The sequence below is a fragment of the Mesorhizobium album genome, from assembly GCF_033977205.1.
Lineage (GTDB): Bacteria > Pseudomonadota > Alphaproteobacteria > Rhizobiales > Rhizobiaceae > Mesorhizobium > Mesorhizobium album.
Genome location: NZ_JAVIIW010000005.1, coordinates 205950 through 224668 on the forward strand (window position 1 = coordinate 205950; position 18719 = coordinate 224668).

At 63.7% G+C, this 18719-nt stretch carries 21 protein-coding genes and 1 riboswitch; of the genes, 7 read left to right on the top strand and 14 right to left on the bottom strand.

Translation table 11 applies throughout. The annotated features are described in order from the left end of the window. The 4 genes from RFN28_RS06650 to RFN28_RS06665 all read right to left on the bottom strand — a co-directional run bounded on the left by RFN28_RS06650 (window position 1) and on the right by RFN28_RS06665 (window position 4426). Window positions 1–1299, bottom strand: coding sequence for a cytosine deaminase (locus tag RFN28_RS06650; RefSeq protein WP_320286569.1), 1299 nt, complete (start codon window positions 1297–1299; stop codon window positions 1–3). Between the two features lie 450 nt (window positions 1300–1749). Next, window positions 1750–2601 (bottom strand): ABC transporter permease, encoded by an 852-nt coding sequence (locus RFN28_RS06655; protein WP_320286570.1) that lies wholly within the window; start codon window positions 2599–2601, stop codon window positions 1750–1752. Further along, a complete protein-coding gene (locus RFN28_RS06660; protein ID WP_320286571.1) occupies window positions 2588–3406 on the bottom strand; it encodes an ABC transporter ATP-binding protein in 819 nt (272 codons plus the stop codon). Before RFN28_RS06660 ends, RFN28_RS06655 begins: the two co-directional genes overlap by 14 nt. 15 nt (window positions 3407–3421) lie before the next feature. Then, window positions 3422–4426: an ABC transporter substrate-binding protein gene (locus RFN28_RS06665; protein ID WP_320286596.1), complete on the bottom strand. Its 1005-nt coding sequence runs from the start codon at window positions 4424–4426 to the stop codon at window positions 3422–3424. 253 nt (window positions 4427–4679) lie between these two features. Between RFN28_RS06665 and RFN28_RS06670 the strand changes: the two genes are divergently transcribed. After that, window positions 4680–5063, top strand: a complete 384-nt coding sequence (locus tag RFN28_RS06670) for a RidA family protein (protein ID WP_320286572.1) — start codon at window positions 4680–4682, stop codon at window positions 5061–5063. A 69-nt stretch (window positions 5064–5132) separates the two neighbouring features. Beyond that, window positions 5133–5930 (top strand): creatininase family protein, encoded by a 798-nt coding sequence (locus tag RFN28_RS06675; protein WP_320286573.1) that lies wholly within the window; start codon window positions 5133–5135, stop codon window positions 5928–5930. A 20-nt stretch (window positions 5931–5950) separates the two neighbouring features. On the opposite strand, the gene RFN28_RS06680 is transcribed toward RFN28_RS06675, so the two are convergent. Both RFN28_RS06680 and cobD read right to left on the bottom strand, forming a co-directional pair. Next, complete coding sequence (locus RFN28_RS06680) at window positions 5951–6454, bottom strand: tyrosine phosphatase family protein (RefSeq protein WP_320286574.1); 504 nt, start codon at window positions 6452–6454, stop codon at window positions 5951–5953. 2 nt (window positions 6455–6456) lie between these two features. After that, window positions 6457–7506 carry a threonine-phosphate decarboxylase CobD gene (gene cobD, locus RFN28_RS06685; RefSeq protein ID WP_320286575.1) on the bottom strand — a complete coding sequence of 350 codons (1050 nt, stop codon included), beginning with the start codon at window positions 7504–7506 and terminating at the stop codon, window positions 6457–6459. On the opposite strand from cobD, the gene cbiB reads away from it, so the two are divergent. After that, a complete protein-coding gene (gene cbiB, locus RFN28_RS06690; RefSeq protein ID WP_320286576.1) occupies window positions 7505–8494 on the top strand; it encodes an adenosylcobinamide-phosphate synthase CbiB in 990 nt (329 codons plus the stop codon). The two genes, cobD and cbiB, sit on opposite strands and share 2 nt — an antisense overlap. Before the next feature lie 39 nt (window positions 8495–8533). Here cbiB and cobO read toward each other — a convergent pair whose 3' ends face one another. The 6 genes from cobO to RFN28_RS06720 all read right to left on the bottom strand — a co-directional run bounded on the left by cobO (window position 8534) and on the right by RFN28_RS06720 (window position 12965). Beyond that, on the bottom strand, window positions 8534–9163 hold the full coding sequence (gene cobO, locus RFN28_RS06695; protein ID WP_320286577.1) for a cob(I)yrinic acid a,c-diamide adenosyltransferase: 630 nt from the start codon (window positions 9161–9163) through the stop codon (window positions 8534–8536). 1 nt (window position 9164) lies between these two features. After that, window positions 9165–9686 carry a bifunctional adenosylcobinamide kinase/adenosylcobinamide-phosphate guanylyltransferase gene (gene cobU / locus RFN28_RS06700; RefSeq protein WP_320286578.1) on the bottom strand — a complete coding sequence of 174 codons (522 nt, stop codon included), beginning with the start codon at window positions 9684–9686 and terminating at the stop codon, window positions 9165–9167. After that, window positions 9679–10476: a CbtA family protein gene (locus tag RFN28_RS06705; RefSeq protein WP_320286579.1), complete on the bottom strand. Its 798-nt coding sequence runs from the start codon at window positions 10474–10476 to the stop codon at window positions 9679–9681. Before RFN28_RS06705 ends, cobU begins: the two co-directional genes overlap by 8 nt. Before the next feature lie 15 nt (window positions 10477–10491). Then, complete coding sequence (locus RFN28_RS06710) at window positions 10492–10671, bottom strand: CbtB domain-containing protein (RefSeq protein ID WP_320286580.1); 180 nt, start codon at window positions 10669–10671, stop codon at window positions 10492–10494. 37 nt (window positions 10672–10708) lie between these two features. Then, a riboswitch (cobalamin riboswitch) is annotated at window positions 10709–10906 on the bottom strand. Between the two features lie 70 nt (window positions 10907–10976). After that, complete coding sequence (locus RFN28_RS06715) at window positions 10977–11663, bottom strand: gamma-glutamylcyclotransferase (protein ID WP_320286581.1); 687 nt, start codon at window positions 11661–11663, stop codon at window positions 10977–10979. Between the two features lie 102 nt (window positions 11664–11765). Beyond that, window positions 11766–12965, bottom strand: coding sequence for an MFS transporter (locus tag RFN28_RS06720; protein ID WP_320286582.1), 1200 nt, complete (start codon window positions 12963–12965; stop codon window positions 11766–11768). A gap of 225 nt (window positions 12966–13190) precedes the next feature. Here RFN28_RS06720 and RFN28_RS06725 point away from each other — a divergent pair, with 225 nt between their 5' ends. After that, window positions 13191–14192 carry a heparan-alpha-glucosaminide N-acetyltransferase gene (locus RFN28_RS06725; protein WP_320286583.1) on the top strand — a complete coding sequence of 334 codons (1002 nt, stop codon included), beginning with the start codon at window positions 13191–13193 and terminating at the stop codon, window positions 14190–14192. Next, the gene (locus RFN28_RS06730; protein ID WP_320286584.1) at window positions 14189–14665 is read left to right on the top strand and encodes a methyltransferase family protein; all 477 of its coding nucleotides are present in this window, start codon (window positions 14189–14191) and stop codon (window positions 14663–14665) included. Before RFN28_RS06725 ends, RFN28_RS06730 begins: the two co-directional genes overlap by 4 nt. Before the next feature lie 324 nt (window positions 14666–14989). On the opposite strand, the gene RFN28_RS06735 is transcribed toward RFN28_RS06730, so the two are convergent. Together RFN28_RS06735 and mgtE are read right to left on the bottom strand one after the other, a co-directional pair. Further along, complete coding sequence (locus RFN28_RS06735) at window positions 14990–15376, bottom strand: MerR family transcriptional regulator (RefSeq protein WP_040969921.1); 387 nt, start codon at window positions 15374–15376, stop codon at window positions 14990–14992. A gap of 154 nt (window positions 15377–15530) precedes the next feature. After that, window positions 15531–16949 (bottom strand): magnesium transporter, encoded by a 1419-nt coding sequence (mgtE, locus tag RFN28_RS06740; protein ID WP_320286585.1) that lies wholly within the window; start codon window positions 16947–16949, stop codon window positions 15531–15533. A 348-nt stretch (window positions 16950–17297) separates the two neighbouring features. On the opposite strand from mgtE, the gene RFN28_RS06745 reads away from it, so the two are divergent. Together RFN28_RS06745 and RFN28_RS06750 are read left to right on the top strand one after the other, a co-directional pair. Beyond that, the gene (locus RFN28_RS06745; RefSeq protein ID WP_320286586.1) at window positions 17298–17969 is read left to right on the top strand and encodes a LuxR C-terminal-related transcriptional regulator; all 672 of its coding nucleotides are present in this window, start codon (window positions 17298–17300) and stop codon (window positions 17967–17969) included. Between the two features lie 123 nt (window positions 17970–18092). Next, a partial coding sequence (locus RFN28_RS06750; protein ID WP_320286587.1) for an aminotransferase class V-fold PLP-dependent enzyme occupies window positions 18093–18719 on the top strand: 627 nt, incomplete at its 3' end.

The window sequence follows — 18719 nt, forward strand, 5'->3', positions numbered from 1 at the left end:
TCACACCATCAATTCGTCGAGTTCGGCATAGTCGGGCAGTTGGCGTTCGATCGCCCTGCCCTCGCGCACGACGATGCGATCCGATTCTGGCCGCGACAGCAATTCAGTCCAGTTCCGCCCCTTGAAGACGATGAAGTCGGCGCTGCCGCCGGCGGCGAGCGTTCCGGCATCATCGAGCCGCATCACCTCGGCCGGCGTCGCCGCCACCGCCTTCGGCCAGTCGCCCACCGGATGGTCGAAATGCAGGATGCGGGTCGCCATGCGGTAGACCTCCAGCATGTCGAGATCGCCATATGCGTAGAACGGGTCGCGCGTGTTGTCGGAGGCCACCGCCACCTTGATGCCGCGCGCCTTCATCTCATGCAGCAGCGTAACGCCGCGCCAGCGCGGCGTCGTGCCGTTGTTGCGCCTGTCCTGCAGATAGAGATTGCACATCGGCAGCGACACCACTGCCAATCCGGCCTTTGCCACCTTGTCCAGCGTGTCGAGAACCTCGAGATCCGGCTGGCGCGAGAGCGAGCAGCAATGGCCAACGAGGATGTTGCCGTCAAAGCCGTTCCACAGCGAAGCTTCGGCGATCTTCTTCAGCGAAATTGCCGCGACATCGTCGGTCTCGTCGGCATGGAAATCGAGGTCGAGCCCGTGCTTGATGGCTTCAGCAAACACCTTGTCGAGCAGTTCCTCGAGGTCGGGCACCATATAGGTGACCACGCCGAGCACCCCCCTGGCCGCGGCGACGCGTTTTGCCAGCCGCTCGAACCAGGCCTTGTCGCGTACGCCTTCGATGCCGAGCAGGCAGGCGGCCTGCAATTCGATCCTGCCGCGCCACCTCTCGCGCATCGTCTCGAATACCGGCCAGGAGATTTCCTCCTGCGGCGCCACACTGTCGAGATGCGTGCGCACAGCCTTGGTGCCGTGCGCGTAGGCTGAGCGCAGCGAGAAATCCATGCGCCGCGCGACATCCTGCGCGCTCCAGCGCGCGGCGCGGTCGGCGCCGGTGGCATTGAGCGCGCCCATGAAGGTGCCGTCGGGATTTGGCTGGCGCGGCCAGATATGGCCTTTGTCGATGTGGGTATGGCAGTCGACGAAACACGGCAGCACAATGCGGCCGCCAAGGTCGATCGCGTCGGGTCGCGCCACTGCCCGGCCGTGCGGGGCAAGGTCGGCGATCTTGCCATTGGCGACGGTAATGTCGGCTAGTGCAAACCTATCCTCGTCGAAAGCGGCGGCAAGATCCGGCGTGAGCGATCGATGAAGTCGAACGTTAGCCAGTCGATAAGAACCGGAGGTTGGTATCAAGGCCTGCCCCCCGCTGTTCTATGCAACACCGTTCCCGGAAGGGGTCGGCTGGATCGGAGACACGACGAACGGCCGTGCGGAGACATCGCGAACAGTTTTGCACCGCCGCTAAGCTCGGAGGGAACGGCATGGATCCTAGGGTCTGCGCGTCCGCTTCGCTCCCGCTCCGCCCTAGGATGGCGAAGAGAAAGGATGCCGCCACCAATCGCAAACGTCGGAGATACCGGGGTTCCTACCAATCTCCAGCATTGGCGATTTGCATATGCCTTCCTGTCCTTCGTCATCCATGGGCGGAGCGGGAGCGAAGCGGACGCGCAGACCCGAGGATCCATGCCGTTACGGTTACCGAAGAATGCGGCGGTGCAAAACTGTTCGCGATGTCTCCGCACGCCTGTTCGCCGTATCTCTGGCCCAAGTAGCCTCTCACTGTTCTCAATCATCTCAGCCACCCTACCGCTCCTGTCTCAGCGCGCTCTCGTGCCAGCGGCGCAGGATGAGATGCGACACCAGCGACAGCACCAGGAAGATCAGAATGCCCGTGAGCGAGATCAGGATCAGCGCCGCGAACAGCCGCGGCGCGTTGAGCCGATAGCCGGCCTCGATGATGCGGGACGCAAGCCCGGACGATTGCCCCTGCGCGCCGGCAACGAATTCGGCTACCACCGCGCCGATCAGCGACAGGCCGCCGGCGATCTTCAGCCCGCCGAGGAAATAGGGCATCGCCGCCGGCAGACGCAGATAGCGCAATTGCTGCCAGCGCGTCGCCCCGTTGAGCTTGAACAGGTCGCGCAGGTTGCGGTCGACCGAGTTCAATCCGAGCGTGGTGTTGGAGAGGATCGGAAAGAAGGCGACAATCCAGGCGCAGAGCAAAAGCTTGGTCGTCTGATTGTTGATGTAGATGTTGATCAGCGGGAAGATGGCGACGATCGGCGTCACCTGCAGCACGATGGCGAAGGGAAAGAACGACATCTCCACCCATTTCGACTGCGCGAACAGCACCGCCAGACCGACGCCGCCAATGACGGCGAGAAGCAGGCTGAGGAAGGTGATCTTCAGTGTCACCAGCAGCGAGGAGAACAAGAGGCCGGCATCGTCGTGCAGCGTCTGCAGCACGACGCCCGGGCGCGGCAGGATGTATTGCGGGATCTCGTTCCAGACGCAGATGCGGTCCCACAGCCAGATCGCCAGCACCATGATCGCCATCGGCAGCACCCATTTGCCGATGCGCTCCAGCCGCTCCTGGCGAACGCGGCGCGCCTCTTCCGGATCGAGCTTCAGCGCATTGTCTTCAGTGGCCGTCATGATGGGGTCCGGCGGTTGAGTTGATGGCATTCACCAGCACGTCCGAGGCCTGCCGGCAAAGCGCGGCATAGCCGGGTGAAGTCCGGAATACCTCGTCGCGCGGATAAGGCGCTTCGATGGCAAGCTCGCCGTGGACCCGGCCCGGCCGCGCCGCCATGACGACGACGCGGCTGGACAGGAACACGCTTTCGAAGACGCTATGGGTGACGAAGACGACGGTGAAGCGCTCGTCCTGCCAAAGCTCGAGAAGATCGTCGTTGAGCTTGAAGCGGGTGATCTCGTCGAGCGCCGCGAAGGGCTCGTCCATCAAAAGGATGCGCGGCTTCGTCACCATGGCGCGCGCGATCGAGACGCGCATTTTCATGCCGCCGGAAAGCTCGCGCGGCACGGCGTTTTCGAAGCCGGCGAGATGGACGCGCGACAGCATCTCCATCACGGCGAGTTCCGCCCTGGCGCGCGACACACCCTTCAGCCGAAGCGGCAGCCAGACATTATCGAAGACGCTGGCCCAAGGTAGCAGCGTCGGCTCCTGGAAAACGAAGCCGATCTTCGAGCGGTCGAGCGAGCCGCGCCAGTCGAGCTGACCGGAGGTCGGCGTCGACAGGCCGGCGATCAGCCGGAGCGCCGTCGACTTGCCGCAGCCCGACGGGCCAAGCAGGCTGAGGAAGTCGCCTTCCCGGATCGCCAGATCAACCTTGCTGAGCGCCGTCACGCCGTTGGAAAAGACCTTGCCGACATTGCGTAAGGAAAGCAGCATCGGACCCTCGCCCGATGCCGCTGCCTGCGCCACTTTCTCCTGGATCATCTCAGGCAGGCCGCCTTACTTCTTCAACTCCCGCCCGACACCCTTGTTGATGAAGGCGAGCGTATAAGCCTTCTTGATGTCGATGCCCGGCTGCGCGACCTTGGCCTTGACCATCTTGTCGTAGAAGCTTTGGATGCGCGCTTCGGTCATGCCGCCGATGCCGAGCTTTTCCGTGTCGCCGGAATCGACAATGCCGAACTTCTTCAGCTGTGCGATCGAGAAGGCGATCTGCTCATCCGTCATGTCCGGATTGTCCTTCTTGATCATGTCGTTGGCGGCCTTATTATCGCCGTAGAGGTAATTGTACCAGCCCTTGGCCGAGCCATCGACGAAGCACTGCACCACCTCCGGCCGCTTGTCGATCGTGTCCTGCATCACCTCGATGGTCGTCGCATAGGTATCCCAGCCATTGTCGGCGAGCAGGAACTGGTTCGGAATGAAGCCGCCCTGCTTCTGCACGGCGAAGGGCTCGGACGTGACATAGCCCTGCTGGATCGACTTTTTGTTGGCAATGAAAGGCGCCGGATTGAAAGTGTAGGGCACGCGCTTGGCGGCATCGAAGCCGAGAGCGGTCACCATCCACTGGAAGAAGGTCTGCGCGCCCTCGTCGCCGAGGATGTACTGGTCGGCGTTCTTCAGGTCCTCCCACTTGTCCAGCCCTTCACCGGGATGGGACATGATGACCTGCGGGTCCTTCTGGAAGTCGGCGGCAACGACGCGCATCGGGATGCCCTGCTGCACGGCGTCGAAAGCCGAGAGCAGGTTGCCGCCCATGTAGAAATCGATCTTGCCGGCGAGCAGCATCGGCCGGCCGCTGACCTGCGGCCCCCCCTGCATGATGGTGACGTCGAGGCCGCAGGCGGCATAGGTGCCGTCGGCGATCGCCTGGTAGTAGCCGCCATGCTCCGGCTCGGCCAGCCAGTTGGTGCCGAAGGTGACCTTCTCATTGGCGGCCGCACCCAATGTGCCCGCCGCCAGCAGCGCGACGGCGCCTGCCAGGACTTTTCCTTTTCCGTACATCGACATCACCCTCTCTTGGCTCCGGCGCGCTGCGCGCTGGGCTCGACTCCATTGGCTCAAGAAGCAAGACACATGCCACCGCCCGGGCCGCCTGCTTGCGCGGCAGTCATTGCCGAGACCGGACGGGTCATGCTGTGCAAGAGGCATCGTGCCCATTTTTTGGACGCCTGTCCATAATCGCCCGGGAGGCGTGCACCGCATCTTGAAGGTTTCATGAATCCGGCCTTAGTCTGCCTGCCGACAGGAGAATGCCATGCTCAAATACCTCGCCCCCAAGTCGATCAAGCCGCCCTTTGCCCGCTACAGTCACGGCGTTGAAATTCCAGCGGGAAAGCGCCTTGTGCTGTGCTCGGGCCAACTTGGGATCGGGCCGGATGACGCCGTTCCGGAGGATGCCGGCGCGCAAACGGAACTTTGCTTCAAGAACATCGCCGCAATTCTCAGCGAAGCCGGGCTGACGTTGAACGATGTCGTGCGCATCAACGCCTTCGTCACTGACCGCGCGCATCTGCAAGCCTATATGGATGTCCGCAACCGTTTGTTTTCCGATCCCGCGCCGGCCTCGACGCTTATGATCGTTTCAGGCTTTGCCCGCCCGGAATTCAAGGTCGAGGTGGAAGTGCTGGCAGCCGGCTAGCGGTTGCCCGCGGACGAAAAGCGCTTTAGACCGCTCCAGTCCGGACAAACAGACCTTCGGGAGACGACATTGACAAAAAGACGTGTGTGGTGGGGCGACTACCGGACGACCGAATATGCCTCGATCGACGCGGAAGCGACGATTGCCGTACTGCCGGTGGCGGCGATCGAGCAGCACGGCCCTCACCTGCCGGTCTCGACCGACACCTCGATCATGACGGGCATGCTGGAAACGGTGATCGCGCGCCTGCCCGACGACCTCGACATCCGCATCCTGCCTGTACAGGCGGTAGGCAAGTCGAACGAGCATCTGCATGCGCCCGGCACCCTCACCCTGCCGGCCACCACCCTGGTCGATGCCTGGACCGAGCTTGGCCTATCGATCGCTCGTGCCGGCATCAGAAAGCTGATCGTCGTCAACTCGCATGGCGGCAACGAGGAGATCATGGGCATCATCACGCGCGAACTGCGCGTGCGTGCAAAGATGCTGGCGGTGAAGACGAGCTGGCAGCGTTTCGGCCGCCCGGCGGGCATGTACACGGAGCTGGAGGACCGCCACGGTATCCATGGCGGCGATGTCGAGACCTCGCTGATGCTGCACTTCCGGCCTGATCTCGTCGATATGGCCAAGGCCGACAATTTCGTCTCGAACGTTGGCCGCGCTGAAAAGGAATTCGCCCTGCTTCGCCATACCGGCACGCATGCTTTCGCCTGGATCGCCAGCGACCTCAACCCGAACGGCGTGGTCGGCGACGCCAGCATCGCGACCGCCGAGAAGGGCCGGCTGACGGCCGAGCATCAGGCCGATGGCTTCATCAATCTGGTTATGGACGTGCGTAAGGCGAAGCTTTCCGACTGGCTGTCATAGCCGAAAGCGCAGGCTCAACCTTAAATGTTGAGCTCGAAGGGAGCCCCCTCGAAGGCGTCGGCGCCGCGCCCGATCGCTTCGATCGCCGAGATCATCCGGCCGTCACGCCCGAGTAATGTGTCGGCGACGGCGATCAGCCGGGGATTGGGCGTCGCTGACGGCGACAGAAAGCGCAGCGTCTTCGCCAGTTCCGCCTCGTCGCGTTTGGGCGCCAGCGCTGCCGCGATGATATAGGCCGACGCCGTCGAGCGGCTGATGCCGGCATAGCAGTGCACGACCATCGGTTTCGCCCTATCCCAGCGATAGGCGAAGTCGAGCAGCGCGCGCACATGCTCCTCGCCCGGCATGGTCATGCCTTCCTGCGCGACGGCGATATCGTGCATGACCAGATGTAGATGGTTTTCCGCCAGGATAGAGGCCGGACGGATCACTTCGGTGCCTACGGCGAGCAGCGAGAGCAGGCGCTCAGCGCCAGTTCTTGCAACGGTCTCTTCCACCTTCGACAGCGAACAGACATGGATCATCGTCAGAACTCCTTCGGCGCATCGTCGCGCCGCGAGGCCCAAGCTGCAAGCGCGCCTTCGAGGCGCAGCCATTCCTCCTCGCTGCCCGGCAGGCCGACGCGCAGCACGTGGGGGCGCTCGGCAAAATGGCGGACCAGCACGCCGCGCTCGCCGAGAGCCGAAAACAGGGTTGAGGCGTCAGCCAAAGACAGATAGCGGAACAGACTGGTGCCGCCGGTGACTGGAACACCGAAGCGGCCGAGGAGAGCGTCGAGCCGTTCGGCATCGCCTGCCAGACGTTGCCGCATGTCACCCTGCCACTTTGTGTCTGCCAGCGCGCGGATCCCGTATTCGAGCGCCGGGCCGGCAACCGCCCAAGGCCCAAGCTGCGCCTCCAGCCGCTCGACCGTCAGCGTATCGGCAAGCGCAAAGCCGAGCCTTACCCCGGCGAGGCCAAAGAATTTGCCGAAGGAGCGCAACACCGCGATACCGCCTTCGCCGACATCGCCAGCGAGGCTGTGTTCAATCGGGCCGACATCCATGAAGGCTTCGTCGACGACAAGAAGGCCGGCCTTGCTGCGCAACCGCGCGGCAAGGCCGAGCAGGCGATCCCTTTCGATCACTCGCCCGTCCGGATTGTTCGGGTTGACCAGCACTGCAAGGTCAGCCTCCGCCAGAGCATCGAAATCGTGCACCTCCGCCACCGCATGGCCAGCGATCGCGGTGGCTCTGGCATGCTCGGCATAGGTCGGGCCCAGCACCAGCGCCTTGCCGGGCCTCACCAGCGAGGCGACTCGCGGCAACAGGATCTGCGTGCCGGGCCCGGCCGCGACATGTGCCGCCGTCGGCGCGCCGTAGGCGCTGGCCGCAATTTCGGCCAATTCGCGCAGTTGTCCTGCCTCCGGCAATCGTGACAGGGCGGTGGCGGGCAGGTCGAAAAGCGGATAGGAGTGCGGATTGATACCTGTCGAGAGGTCAATGAAAGGCTGTGGCGCATGAGGAAAAAGGGCGCGTGCGCGGCCAAGGCTGCCGCCATGATCAACCGCTGCAATCGCTCCGCTTAGAAGCTTCATGTCGATCCTAATCGCTTTCCTGTCACTCGCCGTTGAACGTGTCCTCGGCTATCCGGATTGGCTGTTTAACGCCATCGGCCATCCCGTCACCTGGATTGGCAGGCTGATATCCTTTCTCGACCGCAGGCTCAACCGCGCTACGGATTCCGACGAATTGCGTCGCCGCCGCGGCGTCCAGGCCTTGTGGGTGATCATTCTCGTGCCGGCCGCCATCGGGCTGGCGCTTCATGTCCTGCTTTGGCTGATCTTCCCGTCGGGTCTCGTCATTGCCGCCATTCTCGGCTCCTCCCTGCTGTCGCAAAAGAGCTTGGCGGAGCATGTCGAGGATGTCGCCGATGCGCTGGAGACCGGCGGTCTGACGCTCGGCCGCATCGCTGTTTCGCGCATCGTCGGCCGCGATCCGGACAAGCTCGACAAGGCGGGCGTTGCCCGCGCCGCGATCGAAAGCCTGGCCGAGAATTTCTCCGACGGCATCGTTGCGCCTGCCTTCTGGACCGGCATCGGCGGGTTGGTCGGCGGCGCTGCCTACAAGGCCGCCAACACCGCCGATTCGATGATCGGCCATCGCACGCCGAAACATGAGGCCTTCGGCCGCGCCGCGGCGCTGTTCGATGACAGGATCAACTTGCCTGCATCGCGGCTCACCGGCCTGCTGATCGTGCTCGCGGCCTTCCTGGTCAAGGGCGCCGACCCCCGTAGTGCCTGGCAGGTGATGCGCCGCGACGCGAAGAAACACCGCTCTCCCAATGCCGGCTGGCCGGAAGCCGCCATGGCGGGCGCGCTGGGCCTGTCCCTGGCCGGGCCGCGCAGCTATGGCGGTGAAATCGTCGAGGATGCCTTCATGGGCGAAGGCGGCCGCCGCGAGGCCGAGAGCACGGACATCAGGCAGGCGCTGAAACTCTACCGCGTTGCCGACGGACTGCTGCTCGGCCTGTTCGCGATCCTGTCGGCGATCGTGATCTATCTGACCATTTCAATCAGCCGCTAAGGTGTGTTGAGAATCAGGTCACCTGAATATCAACATGCCTTAAAACTCGATCCCCTGCTGCGCTTTCACGCCGGCCGCAAAGTGATGCTTGGTCAGCCCCATCTCGGTGACGAGATCGGCGGCCTCTACAAGCAGCGGCTTGGCGTTGCGGCCGGTGACGATGACATGCAAACCCTCGCGGCGGGTCTTCAGCGCCGCAACCACCTTTTCCAGATCGAGGTAATCGTAACGCAGCGCGATGTTGAGCTCGTCAAGCACGACGAGGCTGATCGACGGATCGGCCATCAACTCCAGCGCCTTGGCCCAGGCTGCCTCCGCGGCAGCGATGTCGCGCTTCAGATCCTGCGACTCCCAGGTGAACCCCTCGCCCATCGTGTGCCAGATGACGCGGTCGCCGAAAGCTGCGAAGGCATCCTTTTCGCCGGTGTGCCACTTGCCCTTGATGAACTGGACGACGCCGACGCGCTTGCCGTAGCCGAGCATCCTGAGCGCTAGGCCGAAGGCAGCGGTGGTCTTGCCCTTGCCCGGCCCGGTGTTGACGATCAGCAGCCCCTTCTCGATCGTCTTGCCGGCAACCTCGGCATCCTGCACAGCCTTGCGCTTGGCCATCTTGGCGCGATGGCGTTCGGCATCCTTGTCGTCAATGATCTTGTCGTCGATTTCGGCCATGTCACTTCACCTTGAGCGGCAGCCCCGCGACGATCATCAGTACGCTGTCGGCGACCGCCGCGACCTGCTGGTTGAGCCGCCCGGCGGCGTCGCGGAACCGGCGCGCCAGCACATTGTCCGGCACGATGCCGAGCCCGACTTCGTTCGACACCACGAACCAAGGCCCGCGCGGCCGTGACAGTATATCCGTAAGCCGCCGGCACTCGGCCTCGATATCATGGTCCGCCAGCATATGATTGGTCAGCCACAATGTCAGGCAATCGATCAGCACTGGCTGATGATCAGGCAAAGCCTCGATCGCACCGGTGAGGTCGAGCGGCGCATCGACGGTCACCCAGCTTTCGCTGCGCCGCGCGCGATGCAGCGCGATGCGCTCGCGCATCTCGTCGTCATAGGCTTGCGCGGTGGCGATGTAGACCCAGGGCGACGGGCTTGCCGTCGCCAGGGTCTCGGCATACGCGCTTTTTCCGGAGCGCGCACCGCCGAGGATGAAGGTCAGACGACCCTCTGCGCGATCAGGCAAAGCTGTCGCGCAGGCTGGTCGCCGTGCCGGTGAAGCGGCCGCGCGCCACGCCGGCAATTGCGCCCAGCACCAGCCAGAAAACTAGATCGGTGAGCGTCACCGCGACCACGAACTGATGATGCAGCCCCTCCGGAATCGCCGTCTCGAAACTGTCGGGCTGTGGCGCGCCGATAACGTGCGGCGCCACGATCAGCACAACACCGAGGATCGCCAGCGGCAGCGACTTGCGGAAGGCGATCAGACCGAGACCGACCGCGGTTGCCGCCACTGTCGAAATCCACCAGATCTGGCGCGGCAAAAGCTCGGCCGCGGGCATTGCCGGCAATTCCGGCGGCAGGCCGAGGCCCGGCGCCAGCGTGAACACGGCGAAGCCGGCAAGGCCCCAGAACACGCCCTGCCGCCAGTTGCCGATGCCGCCGGCGAACTCGGAGACGGCGACCAGGATCAGCGCGAAGCCGATGCCGGTGACGATATTGGCGACGACGTTGAAGGCGAAGCGCTCGAAGCCGTCGGCCGGCGCCCAGCCCTCATCCTCGGCCGGCGCAGCCGCTTCGGCCGGCGCCGGAGCCGCACTGCTCATCGCGTTGTCCGCCGGGGCGGCCGAACTCATTGCGTTGTTGCTTGTGCTGGCGGCGGCGTGATCGTGGTGATGACCGCCGCCCGCCTTTTCGTACACTTCCGCCTTCAGGATCAGCGGCACGGTCGCATAGGCCTGCATGCAGGCGAGAACCACGCCCGCCACGAGCCCCGCGATCGCCGCGATGAACACGACGTTGCGAAACAGATTCATGATGTCAGGCCTTGCTCAGTGGCAGGGAAAAGCCATCGAATGGCGATAGTCGTGCGCAGCGTTGTGGACCGCATCGATATGCGAGAAGCCGACGAAGCCGACGACGAAGATGCCGAGCAGCGCGGCCAGGGTCAGCTGCATGATGCGCGACTGCGAGGAGACGGAGGCGCCGAGGGAGACGGAAGCGGTATTCATGTCTTGTCCTTTCGCCCTCCACCCGAGGGCATCGAAGTCAACTTTCCTGTCGCCGGCAGGTCTCCTGGCTCGCGGATCCGCGCCCTTCCCCACCTTCCCGAGGAAAACCCTCAGTGGTTTATGGAGAGGACTACCGCACACAGTTGCGGGGGCAGCCACGGCTTTGGGCAGGAAGTTCGCCCTCACCGCATTCCCTCTTGGCTCCAAAAACGGAACCGACGACGGCGCAGACTATATGCAGAATCGCCGCACCCGGCAAACCAAATTCCGCCATGTCGGAGCGTGATTGCGGCACGCATTGGGAACTAGGAGCCGGCGATCCTTGCGGCGACAAGCTGCTGCAGCCGCCACAGATGGGCGTCGTGGATGCCGCGCGCCTCGAGATTCTTGACAGTATTGTAGAGATAGTCGGCGCCTGACCCCCAATGGCCGCAGGAGGTCGCCAGCCTTTCGACCACCTCGCCTTCGCTGAGCGGGCCGGCATAGGTCGTGCCTTTGCGGTTGAGAACGAAGGCGAGCGCCCGCAACGGCCCCTTGTCGGTTGCGAGTTGCAGCACCCGCGGCCGGTAGCTGGTCGGCTTCAGCGTCATCTCGCGCCGGAAAAGCTTGTCCAGCGCCTCCCGGCGGTCGCCACCGTCCAGCCGGAAGGCGACGCCCTTGCATTGGCCGCCGCGATCCAGCGCCATCATCAGGCCAGGGCTCTCTTTGGTGCCGCGCCAGCGCGTCATCTTCATGCAGAAGGAGCGATGCCAGCCGCGCGCCACGGCGACCCGCTCCTCGACATGTTCGATCTCCGGCTTCCAGATCAGCGAGCCATAGCCGAACAGCCAGAGAGGCTCGGCTGCAGGCAACTCGCCCTCGAACGCATCCAGCATCTCTTCATAGTCGCTGTCGCGGAGATGCTGCGCATCAGGATCGGGCCCTGGGTCCTCGACCGCGCGAAAACAGCGGGCGACCAATTCCTCGGTGAGCGACATCGTTCTTGCAGGCATCCGGTTGCTCCTTCGGCCGCCGGCGAGTTTGCCGACGATAGCGGACCGAGCTTAAGGTCCTCGCATAATCGCCACAATGTGGAAGGCCGGCCAGGTGGCCGATCAAAACGACTTCGGCAGATAGCGCCAGGTGAAGAAGCCGCAGAAGGCGGCCAGCAGGCCGAGAGTGACGAAGACCGAGCCGAGGCCGAAGAAAGAGAGCACCACCGAATAGACCAGCGGCGGCGTCAGCTCGGAAAAGTCGAGGTAGGTGCGGTAGACCGCCGCCATCTGCGCCCTCTCATAGGAACGCACCGAGCGCATGAAGGCGGTCGAGCCAAGCGCATCGAGCGCGATGGTGAAAAGCGCGCTGCACAGCAGGAAGGCGGCGGCGAGCAACGGCTCGGCTTCGCCGACGCCGCCCGCAAGAAGCAGCATGGCCGACATGGCGAAATAGGCGAAGGTCATGGTCCGCCGCCCGCCGAAGCGCTTGCCCGCCTTGCCCCAGAAGATCGCCATGAAGAGCAGCGCATTGCCGGCCGAAACCAGCAGCCCGCCGGCAAGCTTGCCCTCGCCGGTGATCACCATGAACAGCGGGCCATAGACGAAGAAGGTCGTCCAGAAGCAGGAGCGGCCGAAGGCGATCAGCCAGGCGAGACGCAGCCTCGGCTGCGCGATGAAGCGACCGATATTGGCGAGCGGATTGGCCGGCCGGCTCTTGCCGGGGCGGATCGACGGGTTGTCGGCCAGCCGGTAGGTCCAGAACAGCGCAAGCAGCGCCAGCGCGAAGGCCACGACCGCGCCATGCGCGGCATAGATGCCGAAGCGGGTGTAGATGAAGACGCCGAGCGTCGGCCCGCCAGTCCAGGCAAACATCGACCAAGCTATGCGCAGCGATTCCGCCTGCATGAAGTCGGTCTTGCGGATGTGGTCCATGATGTAGAGGTTGAGCGTGATCGACAGCGCGCTCGCTCCCATGACGCGGCACAGCATTCCGGCGAGTTGTCCTGCCAGCGTGTGGGTGACGAAGAACACCGAACCGAGCGCCAGCATCAGGCAGCCGGCGGTGTAAACCCAGCGCCGGGCGAAGCGACGGATCAGCATCGGCATGAACAGCGTCACCGAAAGCCCGAGCAGCGACACGATGGTGTAGAGGATCGAGACGATCTGCTCGTTGTGCAGGATCTCGTAGGCCTGGATCGGGATGACGCTGGAGATCGTGGCTCGGGCGAAGGATTCGACCGCGTAGAGCGAGGCGAAGGTGCGCACGTCGGCCGGCCTGAGCGCCGGAAGCCAGATCGGATGGCGCACATGGGTGGACATCGGCCCTCCGAAAGTGAATCGCCCGCCAAATCTGGCCGGACCGGTAAACAAGGGGTAGCAGGAAACCGACTCCGAGAAGCCGAAAAGCGAAGCCGGCCAAAGGCTTTCCGCCACTGGCCTAAAGCGGCTTGCCATGCCGCCGGGGCTGCCGCCGCCGATCCGCCTCTCTGTTGTTCGCCCGAACCGTGATAGTCGTTTGGCACGACTGAATCGGATTGCGAGATCATGAGCCTTCAAACGACGAGCGACCCTGTTCAGGACGCACCGAAGCACAGACGCATCGCCGCCATCGACATCATGCGCGCCATCGCGCTGATCGCGATGGCGAGCTATCACTTCACCTGGGATCTCGAGAATTTCGGCTACACCGCGCCAGGCCTGACCGCTTTCGGATGGTGGAAGCTTTACGCCCGCAGCATCGCCTCGACCTTCCTGTTCCTGGTCGGCGTTAGCCTGTTCCTGGCGCATGGCCGAAAGATCCGCTGGCCGAGCTTTTGGAAACGTTTTGCCATGGTCGCGGTTGCGGCGATCGCCATCTCGGCCGTCACCTATATCGCCACGCCGGACGGCTTCATCTTCTTCGGAATCCTGCATGAGATCACGCTGGCGAGCCTGCTCGGCCTCGCCTTCCTCAGGCTGCCGGCGCTGCTGACGGCGATTGTCGCGGCGGCCGTTATTGCGGCGCCCTACTACCTGCGGTCGGAATTCTTCGACCATCCGGCGCTATGGTGGGTCGGGCTGTCGGCGACCAACCCGCGCTCCAACGACTATGTGCCCCTGTTTCCCTGGTTCGGCCCGGTGCTTGCAGGCATCGCGGTGGTCAAGCTCGCTTCAGCGTCCGGAGTTCTCGCGCGGCTGGGGACCTGGATGCCGGGCCGCTGGTCCAACCCGCTGACCTTCATCGGCCGGCACAGCCTTGCCTTCTATCTCATCCACCAGCCGGTGCTGTTCGGCTCGGTCTGGCTGTTTTCGCAGGTCATGCCCGCCCCGCCACAAGACAGGGACGCGGGCTTCCTGCAAGCCTGCCAGGCATCCTGCGAACAGCAGCGGGACACGAAGTTCTGTTCCAGCTATTGTGGCTGCATGCTGGACACGCTGAAGGGCGAAGGGTCTCTCGACAAGCTCTACAGCAACGACCAGACCAGCATCTGGAAATCGCATCTTGCCGATCTCGCGAGCACCTGCACCGCGGAAACCGAGAGCAAGATGGAGGGAGGACAACAATGACCGGCACCCAGTCGAAGCATGGGATCATCCCCTGGCCGCCAGTGATCTATGTCGTGGCGATCGCGCTCAGCATCGTGCTCGGCATGCTCTATCCGCTGCCCTGGATCGGCGACATCTTCGGCGACATCCTGGTCGGCGCCGGCTGGGTGGCGCTGTTCGGCGTCGCCGCGCTCTGGGTCACGGCGATCCGCACGATGGTGCGCGCCAAGACAACGCTCAATCCCAACGCCGAGCCCGACCATCTGGTGACGTCCGGACCCTTCGGCATTACCCGCAACCCGATGTATCTCGCCAACACGCTGCTGTTGATTGGCGTGTCCTTCATCACCGGCATCGCATGGTTCCTGCTCTTCGCCTTCCTCGCTGCCTTCGCGACGCAGAAGCTGGCGATCGAGAAGGAGGAAAGGATGCTGGCGGCGAAGTTCGGCAAGAAATACCGCGACTACGCGAAAAGAGTGCGGCGCTGGATCTGAGGCAGCGTCCGCAATGAAAGTTGCCAGTGCGAGCAGATCCCACACATAGGCGATTGGCAGAGGCGTCCGCGACATCGTCATCCTAGGGCGAAGCAAGGAGCGAAGCGACGCGCGCAGACCCTAGGATCCATGCCGTGACGCTAAGGCGTTGCAACGGTTCAGCATTCTGCTCCGCTGCGCTCTACGATCAAGGTAATGGCATGGATCCGAGGGTCTCCGCGACGCCGCTTCGCGGCTGCTCCGCCCTAGGATGACGAAGTTCAAAAGCTCTGGCCAATCTCGGATGTTTGCGATAGTAGCCCTGCAATCGCCGGCTGCTAAGCTTCACGTATTCACACCCAGCTCCGCCAGCCGCTCCACGCAGGACTCCTCCGCCTGGTCGAGCTCGGCAAGCGTTTCCTCGAGATCGCGCCGCTTCTGCCGCAAGTCCTCGCGCTTTTCCTCGATGCGCTTGATCATCAGCTTCAGCTGGCCGACCTCGCCGGGCGGCTCCTTGTACATCTGGATGATTTCGCGGATCTCGGCGATCGAGAAGCCGAGGCGTTTTCCGCGCATGATCTGACGGATGAGATGCCGGTCGGAGGGGCGGAACAGCCGCGTGCGCCCGCGCCTGATCGGCTGCACCAGCCCTTCGTCCTCATAGAACCGTAACGTCCGGGTCGACACGTCGAACTCGCGCGTCAGCTCGGTGATGGTGTAATATTCCCGCATTCTCGCTCCCATGCCCAAACGTCCAGGCATCGCCACGCAGGAGCGTCGCCCTTCCCTCCGATCAAAACCCCGTCATATGCCGGAATCGGCACATGACCCCAAGGCAACGTCGCACGGCATTTACGTAAAAGTCAATTGACGGCACCTTACCACTTTAGCGAATGCTGAACCACCAGGTGGCCAGCCCAAGGAAAGCAAAGAAGCCGACAACATCGGTGACGGTGGTCACAAAGACGGCCGACGCCACCGCCGGATCGATCTTGAGACGGTCGAGCACGAGCGGAATGAGAATCCCGGCGAGTGCAGCGGCGAACATGTTGATGATCATCGCCGCGGCGATGATCCCGCCCAGATTACCATTGCGGAACCAGATCCCGGCGACCGTGCCGATCAGCACCGCGAACACGATGCCGTTGATGAAGCCGACCCCCAGCTCGCGGCGGATGATGCGGGCGGCATTGTAGATGTCGAGATCTCTGGTCGCCAGCGCCCGCACGGTGACGGTCATGGTCTGCGAGCCGGCGTTGCCGCCCATGCCGGCGACGATCGGCATCAGCACCGCCAGCGCCACGATATGCTCGATCGTGCGGTCGAACAGGCCGATCACCGATGCGGCCAGGAATGCGGTCAGCAGGTTAACGAGCAGCCATGGCACGCGCGAGCGCGAGGTGGCGAGTACGGTATCGGACAGCTCTTCGTCGCCGACGCCGCCCATGCGCAAAATGTCTTCCTCGGCCTCCTGCTGGATGACATCGACCACGTCGTCGATGGTGAGCACGCCGACCAGACGCTCGTTCTCGTCGACCACGGCGGCGGAAAGCAGGTTGTATTGCTCGAACTCCCGCGCCGCCTCTTCCTGGTCCATCGTGGCCGGGATGGCGTGCCGAGTCTCGCGCATGATGTCCTCGACCTTCACCGCGCGTTTGGCGCGCAGGATCTGGTCGAGGTCGACGGCGCCGACCAGCTTGAAGCTCGGATCGATGACGAAGATCTGGCTGAATCGCTCGGGAAGGTTATGGTCCTCGCGCATGTAGTCGATGGTTTGGCCGACCGTCCAGAACGGCGGCACGGCGACGAATTCCGTCTGCATGCGCCGGCCGGCCGTCTCTTCCGGATAGTCGAGCGCGCGCCTCAGCCTGATGCGCTCGGTGAACGGCAGCTGCGACAGGATCTCGTCTTGGTCCTCGCGATCGAGATCCTCGAGGATGTAGACGGCGTCGTCGGAATCGAGTTCCTGCACCGCCTGCGCGATCTGCTCGTTGGGCAAATTGTCGACGATGTCGAGGCGGATCGCCTCATCGACCTCGGTCAGCGCGGAGAAATCGAAATCGGAGCCGAGCAGCTCGACCAGCGCCCGACGCTGTTCGGGATGCAGCGCCTCGAGCAGATCGCCCAGTTCCGACTGGTGCAGGTCGCCAACTTCACGCTTGAGGGTGAGCGTATCGCGATCGGCGATGCCATCGCCGATCTGCGCCAGGAACGCGGAGCGAACGGCGCCATCCTCGCCATAGATGTCGGCGTGGTGCTCGTCGGCAGCCCTGGCGCCGGTCGTCTCTGTGTCCTGGCCTTCCACCAGCGCCTCCGCCAACAGGAATCCGGAAAAGGGTGCGAAATCAGGTCTAACGCATGACCCCGAAAACCGGAATCGGTTTTAGGGAAAATCCGATGCTGGAGCAGCAGATAGCGCAGCGACACGATTCGTCTTGGGAAGACGGTGCTCTAACGCGTGGAATAACCAACAAAATGCGCCTGTTCCACCCTCCGGACGCGGCCGCAATGCGAGCGGATCCGGCTTCAGCCGACGCGACAGCGCATGTCGCTGCGGAAAGAGCGCCACCGCGCCATTGGGGCAGAATTGTCATTATGGCAGGTCCAGAGGGTCCTGCGGACTGCGCAATATCGACAGGACAATCGGTAGGCCTTGAACCTCAAGTCCCGGAAAACAAACGAAGCAGTTGGCGAGCGGCGCGTTCGCGTCGTCGTCGCCGAGCGCAATCCGCTCGTCGTGTCGGCGCTGCGCGAAATGCTGGAATGCGATGGGCGCTTCGAGCTCGTGAGCTCCGTCCAGAGCGGCGCGCAATTCCTTGAGCTGGCCGCGAGCGCCAGGTTCGATGTCGCCGTGATCGGCTGGAAGCTTGCCGACATGGACGGCGCCGACGTCCTGGCGGAAGTTCAGAACCGCAAGCTCGACCTGCGCATCACGGTCTTTTCCAACGACCATGATATCGGCATCCTGAAGCAATGCGTGCGCCTCGGGGCTCAGGGCTACTGCTTCCAGTTCGACGATCCGCCGATCATCTTCGAGACCATCCTGGCGGTCGCGCACGGGCGCATCTGCATCCCTTACATCGACATCAACAAGGTCAACGACACGCCGCTGTCGCAGCTCACCGTGCGTGAGCGCGAGCTGCTCGCGGTACTTTCCGACGGCTGGACCAATCTCCAGATCGCGACCCGGACCGGGATCTCGGAGAACACGGTGAAGTACCACCTCAAGAATCTCTACGACAAGCTCGACGTGCGCAACCGCGCCATGGCCGTCGCGCTCTATGCGAATGAGAAGCGCCGCACCTCCAAATCGCCTTTCGGGTAGGACGGCCGGGTAGGTCCGCCCTACCCGCGCGTGGCGACAACTTACCCGGCAAGGTGTTGTTGAGACAGGCCACCCGAACGACACTCCCCCTGACAGTCCCAAACGATCGGAGGAGTTTCGCGCATGGCCGGCTTTACCCATCTTTTCATCCCCGGACCGACCAACATTCCCGAAGAGGTCCGGCAGGCGATGAACCTGCCGATGGAAGACATGCGCGCCGCTTCCTTCCCCAATCTGACGCTGCCGCTGTTCGAGGACATCAAGCGCGTGTTCAAGAACGAGACCGGCCGCGTCTTCATCTATCCGTCGTCCGGCACCGGCGCCTGGGAAGCGGCGATGACCAACGTGCTCAGCCCCGGCGACCGGGTGCTGATGTCGCGCTTCGGCCAGTTCTCGCATCTGTGGGTCGACATGGCCGAGCGCCTCGGCTTCGAGGTCGATGTCATCGACTGCGAATGGGGCACGGGCGTCCCGCTCGAGCTCTATGCGGAGAAGCTGCGGGCGGACAAGGCGCACCGCATCAAGGCGGTCTTCTGCACGCAGAACGAGACCGCGACCGGCGTCACCAGCGATGTCGCCGGCTGCCGCGCCGTGCTCGACGCGGCGAACCACCCGGCGCTGCTCTTCGTCGACGGCGTGTCGTCGATCGGCTCGATCGACTTCCGCCAGGAGGAGTGGCGCGTCGACTGCGCCGTCTCCGGCTCGCAGAAAGGCTTCATGCTGCCCGCCGGCCTCGGCTTCCTGTCGGTC